The 498-nt window shown below is 35.1% G+C and carries 1 pseudogene; it reads right to left on the bottom strand.

The annotated features are described in order from the left end of the window. Positions 1–498: pseudogene (locus G7034_RS09805) on the bottom strand (hypothetical protein); the annotation flags it as partial.

Here is a 498-nt window from a genome sequence, read left to right as displayed (position 1 = left end):
ATTTTGGCCAGATTCCGCATCTTGAATAGTAGGGTGAAAGCTCACTTCTAATTCAGGATTGTCGGTAAAGTTGATATCATCGATTAAAACATCTAGATCAAATTCATGGAAGAATCCGTCGTTGTTATTGTCGCAAGCTTCAATAGGGCCAATATCCAAGTTGACAGAAAGGCTGTTAATTTCAATAGTGATTTCAACTAATTCAGAATAGCAGGCTTCATTTTCTGGAATAAACGTATAGGTTTCAGTCGTAGAAGGATTAAAATCAGGTTGCCATTCGCCTTCAATACCATTATCAGAGGTTGTTGGTAATTCTTGAAGTTCATCTTCACAAACTTCAGTAGGAATAGAAAATTCTGGTGTTATATCAGGAATAATTTCAATTTCTATATCAATACTTTCTGCACATTCATCAGAATTAGGAGTAAAGGTATAAATTGAATTAGAGCTATTTAATTCGGGTGTCCATTCCCCCTCAATTCCATTATTAGAGGTAGT

The sequence above is a fragment of the Psychroflexus maritimus genome (genome assembly GCF_011089875.1).
Lineage (GTDB): Bacteria > Bacteroidota > Bacteroidia > Flavobacteriales > Flavobacteriaceae > Psychroflexus > Psychroflexus maritimus.
The sequence above is the reverse complement of the archived record's forward strand: the minus strand, read 5'-3'. Positions and strand labels throughout refer to the sequence as shown.